Source organism: Rhodopirellula maiorica SM1, assembly GCF_000346295.1.
GTDB classification, from domain to species: Bacteria; Planctomycetota; Planctomycetia; order Pirellulales; family Pirellulaceae; genus Novipirellula; species Novipirellula maiorica.
In genome coordinates, this window is record NZ_ANOG01000590.1 from 1 (window position 1) to 4,801 (window position 4,801).

The 4,801-nt window shown below is 57.0% G+C and carries 5 protein-coding genes; 4 read left to right on the forward strand and 1 reads right to left on the reverse strand.

Translation table 11 applies throughout. The features are described from left to right. The first annotated feature begins 144 nt into the window (after positions 1-144). The 4 genes from RMSM_RS18750 to RMSM_RS18765 all read left to right on the forward strand — a co-directional run bounded on the left by RMSM_RS18750 (position 145) and on the right by RMSM_RS18765 (position 4,308). On the forward strand, positions 145-1,482 hold the full coding sequence (locus RMSM_RS18750; protein ID WP_040768050.1) for a COG3014 family protein: 1,338 nt from the start codon (positions 145-147) through the stop codon (positions 1,480-1,482). Positions 1,483-1,635: 153 nt separating this feature from the next. Further along, positions 1,636-2,004: a VOC family protein gene (locus RMSM_RS18755; RefSeq protein WP_008699706.1), complete on the forward strand. Its 369-nt coding sequence runs from the start codon at positions 1,636-1,638 to the stop codon at positions 2,002-2,004. A gap of 131 nt (positions 2,005-2,135) precedes the next feature. After that, a complete protein-coding gene (gene hemL / locus RMSM_RS18760) occupies positions 2,136-3,428 on the forward strand; it encodes a glutamate-1-semialdehyde 2,1-aminomutase (RefSeq protein ID WP_040768052.1) in 1,293 nt (430 codons plus the stop codon). A 136-nt stretch (positions 3,429-3,564) separates the two neighbouring features. Next, positions 3,565-4,308 (forward strand): sulfite exporter TauE/SafE family protein, encoded by a 744-nt coding sequence (locus tag RMSM_RS18765; RefSeq protein ID WP_008699708.1) that lies wholly within the window; start codon positions 3,565-3,567, stop codon positions 4,306-4,308. A 21-nt stretch (positions 4,309-4,329) separates the two neighbouring features. On the opposite strand, the gene RMSM_RS18770 is transcribed toward RMSM_RS18765, so the two are convergent. Beyond that, on the reverse strand, positions 4,330-4,801 hold a 472-nt coding region (locus RMSM_RS18770; RefSeq protein WP_236622201.1), incomplete at its 5' end, for a hypothetical protein.

Sequence of the window (4,801 nt, forward strand, 5' to 3'; positions counted from 1 at the left end):
TGCGAGTTGTTAGAGTCACCCTAAGCCGGACGTTCTCTCACGCGTCAAGGCTCACAACGGTACGTGGCATTGGACTCGCGGCGTAACACAAACGATGCGGCAGCGGCCGCCAACCCAACGTACGATCGATCACTTTGAAAAAGCATGAACCGAGTCTCGTCAATCGTCGCGATGTTGATATTGCTGCTGCTGGGCGGTTGTTCCGCCGGCTTGCGCAAAATCGATACCGCACGTGACGCATTCGCTCGCGGTGATTTGGTTGAATCGCACGATTCGCTTGCCAAATTAGCCAAATCGCGTCGCCGCTTCGGTGACGCTGCGGCACTGGATTTGGCGATGATCGAATTGGCTCGCGGCGATGCAGCCGCAGCCGAAACTCGGCTTCGCAAATTGCGGGATCGCTTTGATGCGATGCCGAAAGTGGCACCGATACAGGAAACCGCATCGATCGTCACCGACGATACCGCTCGTCCTTTTCGACCCGCTGGATACGAGCAAGTTATGATCCGGGCGATGTTGGCGGTCTGCTCGTTGGCGACCGATGGTCAGGACGCTGAAAGTTACGCGATGCAGGCGGCGATGCGTCAATCGGAATTGGCTGCCGAGGCGGAAGAACGAGGCGTGGAATCGGCGGCCCAAACGTATCAACCGATCGCGCTGGCGCCCTACCTGCGTGGCGTGCTGCGTGAAGCAACGCATCACGATTACGACGACGCCGCTCGCGCGTACCAGCTTGTTACCGCGGTTGAGCCCAATTTTGCACCTGCGCATGCCGACGTTGCTCGCGCCATCGGAGGTGCTCACAGCACCGAGGGCAACGGTGTGTTGTACGTGATCGCCTGTGTCGGTCGTGGGCCAGTGTTAGAACAAGTCGACGCACCCACGACCACCGCAGCGATGCAGATTGCTTCGGCAGTGATGAATGTTCAAACCAATCGTGGCGGCAATTCCGCGCCGTTTGTGCTGCCGAACATTGCGACGGTGAAAGTCCCGCAGGTAAAAATCCCTCCGTCCAATGTGGTCGCCATCGGAGCGCGTGCCAACGGCGTCGCGATCGGGGTAACACAAACGTTGACCGATGTCGGTGAATTGGCGACGCGACAAGTCGAAGCCGAGATGCCTTGGACCATTGCCCGAGCGGTCGTCCGGCGGGCGACCAAAGAGACGACCGTCGCAGTGACGGGAAACCAACTTGGGTTGGACGGCGCCGCGGGATCACTGTTCCAATTTGCCGTCGCTTCGGCATGGGGCAGCGTCGAACACGCCGACACGCGGTGTTGGGGCTTGTTGCCTCGCGAGATCCAAGTGTTGCGGGTGGAATTGCCCGCAGGCGAGCATGAAATTTCGCTTCATTCGCTGGGGATCAGCGGCGACCCAATGGGGGTGGGGGTAACAACTCCAGTCACAATGGTCGATGGCCAAAACGAATATTTGGTCGTGATCGCCCCGGATCAAACGATCTATCCGGTCAACGCGAATTGATTTACCGCGTGAACAGGGTACGGTAAAGTAGGGCCGATCTTGATCGTCCCAGGATACACCCATCGGCTGTGTCCTGCGGTTGAGGTGTCCCTCGAAAATCGTGTCCCAATCTTGCTGCCGTAGTCAAAGTCGCCCGTAGTTAAAGTTGCCCGCATGAAAGCCGTCGAGCTTAACCATATCGCCATCCATGTGGCGGATGTTGCCAAAAGTGTCGTGTTCTATCGTGACACGATGAATCTGCCTGAATTGGATCGTCCCGAGTTCGATTTTCCCGGCGCATGGTTCAAGATCGGCCAGCGTCAGGAATTGCATCTAATCGGTGATCGTGATTTGCCCGTCCATTCGCATCATCGCGGCGGCCATTTTGCCATGGAAGTCGACTCGTTGGACGAGTGGGAGGCTCATTTAGACAAACATCATGCGACGCGGTTGTCCCGCAAAATTCGGCCCGATGGCGCTCTACAAACGTTTGTGCAAGATCCCGATGGCCACTGGATCGAACTCTGCATGCCTCCGAAATAAAACGGGGCGTTCACGATCACCGGGGCTAAAGCCGCCCGCGGTTTTGAGGTAATCTACGGGAACTGTTGCCGTTCGTGGTTCGTTTTCGTATCCCCCCTCTCCCCCATCAGCTTCCCGTGACATCAAAAACGATGGACCATTCGATAGGTCCCAAAAGTCTTGCTGCTTTCGATCGTGCTCGTGCGTTGATCCCCGGTGGGGTGAACAGCCCCGCTCGTGCGTTTGGCGCCGTGGGCGGTTCGCCGTTGTTCATTGATCGTGCCGAAGGAGCGTACATCTTTGATATCGATGGACGTCGGTTTCTTGACTACATCGGTTCATGGGGGCCGATGATTTTGGGGCACGCGTGTCCCGAAGTGGTTGACGCGGTGGTCCGCGCGGTGGGACGTGGCAGTAGTTACGGAGCGCCAACCGAAGCCGAATCCGAATTGGCCGAGCAGATCATCGATGCGGTACCGTCAATCGAACGCGTTCGTTTGGTCAATAGCGGAACCGAGGCGACGATGAGTGCGATTCGCGTGGCGCGTGGAGCGACCGGTCGCGACAAAGTCATCAAGTTTGCGGGCAACTATCACGGTCACGTCGATAGTTTGTTGGTGGCGGCCGGCAGTGCCGCAGCGACACTGGGGGTTCCCGATTCGCCCGGCGTTACCGCGGGAGCCGGCGGCGACACGATCGTGCTGCCCTACAACGACGTCGCGGCGTTGGAAGAGGCGTTCAATCAACATGGATCGAAGATTGCCGCCGTGATTCTCGAGCCTGTCGTGGGAAACATGGGATTGGTGATCCCGTCGTCCGAATTTTTGAATTCGCTGCGGTCGATCACCGAGAAAGCGGGCACAATTCTAATCTTTGACGAAGTCATGACCGGGTTCCGTTTGGCTTATGGCGGGGCGCAGCAGCGATTTGGGATCACGCCGGACATGACCACGTTGGGCAAGATCGTTGGTGGCGGTATGCCATTGGCCGCCTACGGCGGACGTGCCGATATCATGGATCAAGTTCTGCCGGCGGGTAAGGTTTTCCAAGCAGGCACGTTGAGCGGTAATCCCGTCGCGGTAGCCGCGGGCAGCGCGACACTGCGAATATTGAAAGAGGAATCGCCCTACGATTCATTGGACAAAATGGGCGACCGGCTCTCTGAAGGACTTGCCGATGCGGCGACCGCAGCCGGAGTGCCTCATCAAGTGCAACATGTTGGCAGCATGGTGACGTTGTTCTTTAACCCAGACCCCGTTAGAAACTGGGACGACGCCGACCGTAGCGATCGCGAAGCGTACGCACGTTATTTTTGGGGCATGATTGGCGAAGGCATCTATATGCCATGCAGTCAATTCGAGGCACTGTTCTTTAGTCGCGTGCACACCGAAGCGATGATTGATCAAACCATCGATGCCGCGAAAAAGGTCTTGGCGTCATTCTAAGTTCGGTCGTACGCGCGGATCGCAGCGAAGCGGAGATCCGGCACGGCGGCGGCAACGAATCGACGAACACTTTCGCATCAGCCGGATCTGCATCGCTACCGCGATTTGATCCGGCCTACATCACGATTGAAAACACATGGAATGGCTCTGGTACCTGCTGTTGATGGCTGCGGGCTTCTCGGCAGGGATCATCAACACGATTGCCGGTGGTGGGTCGTTTTTGACGCTGCCCGCACTGATGCTGTTCGGGCTGGATCCAAAATTGGCCAACGGAACCAACCGCGTCGCCATTTTGTTTTCCAGTGCGGCGGCGGTGGCCACGTTCCGTCGTCATGGGCAATTTAACCAGCGGCTCGCTTTCCGTTTGGCGGTGCCTACCCTGTTGGGAGTGCCGGTTGGCGCGTTGATGGCAATCTACCTGCCCTCGGACACCTTCAAGACACTGTTTGGTGTGATGTTTTTGGCGATGGCCGTGCTGCTGTGCTTGAATCCCAAACGTTTGACCCAAATCAATGCGCAACCCGAAAATCTCAGCGGCAAGATGTTGCCGGTCTTCTTTGCGATCGGAGTGTATGTCGGCTTCATCCAAGCGGGGCTCGGGATCCTGTTGATGCTGGCGATGAGCCTGTTGAACACAGGCGACTTGGTGGCGTCCAGCGCGATCAAAAACTGGATTGCCTTTATCGTCACTCTGACAGCAACGATCGTCTTTGTCAGTTATGGGTTGGTCCAATGGGCACCGGGACTGGTGATGGCGATCGGAAACGTTGCCGGTGGTGTGGTCGGAGCCAAATTGGCGATTCGCAAAGGAAACCGATTTGTCTTTGTCTTCCTGGTGGTGGTGATGCTGGTCACAGGAGTGAGGTTGACGTTTTTCTGATGCAGCACCCCACCGAAGGCTCTACGGCATCATGGTCAAAACGCGAGTCAATATCGCGCCCAAGGGTCCGGTGAATAGGATTGTAACGACCAACGCAGCCGCTCCCAACAAGTAATCCCGTGAAAGCGGACCAAACGGTCCTCGGTTCATTCGCGTGATTTCTTTGATCGACTCGGCCAACGGCTCGATTGAATCACTAAGTTGCTTGGCGTCGCTCCGCGATATCAGATCGTAACGACGACGGCTGAGGAATTCGAGTGCTTCGGATCGGAACCCTACCGCGGTAAGTCGCACGATAATGGCCGCCACAAATGAAATGATGATGGGGGAAACGAGCAAGCCAACCCAGCTGTTGTCGTGGCCCCACGAATCCCACCAATTTGACCGGGCGATGATAAAGACAATCGACAATACGGCCGGCCACAGCAGCTTGCGACTCACGTCGATGCTAAGCGACATCGTGCTGCGACATCGATTGACAATGCGTCGCTGC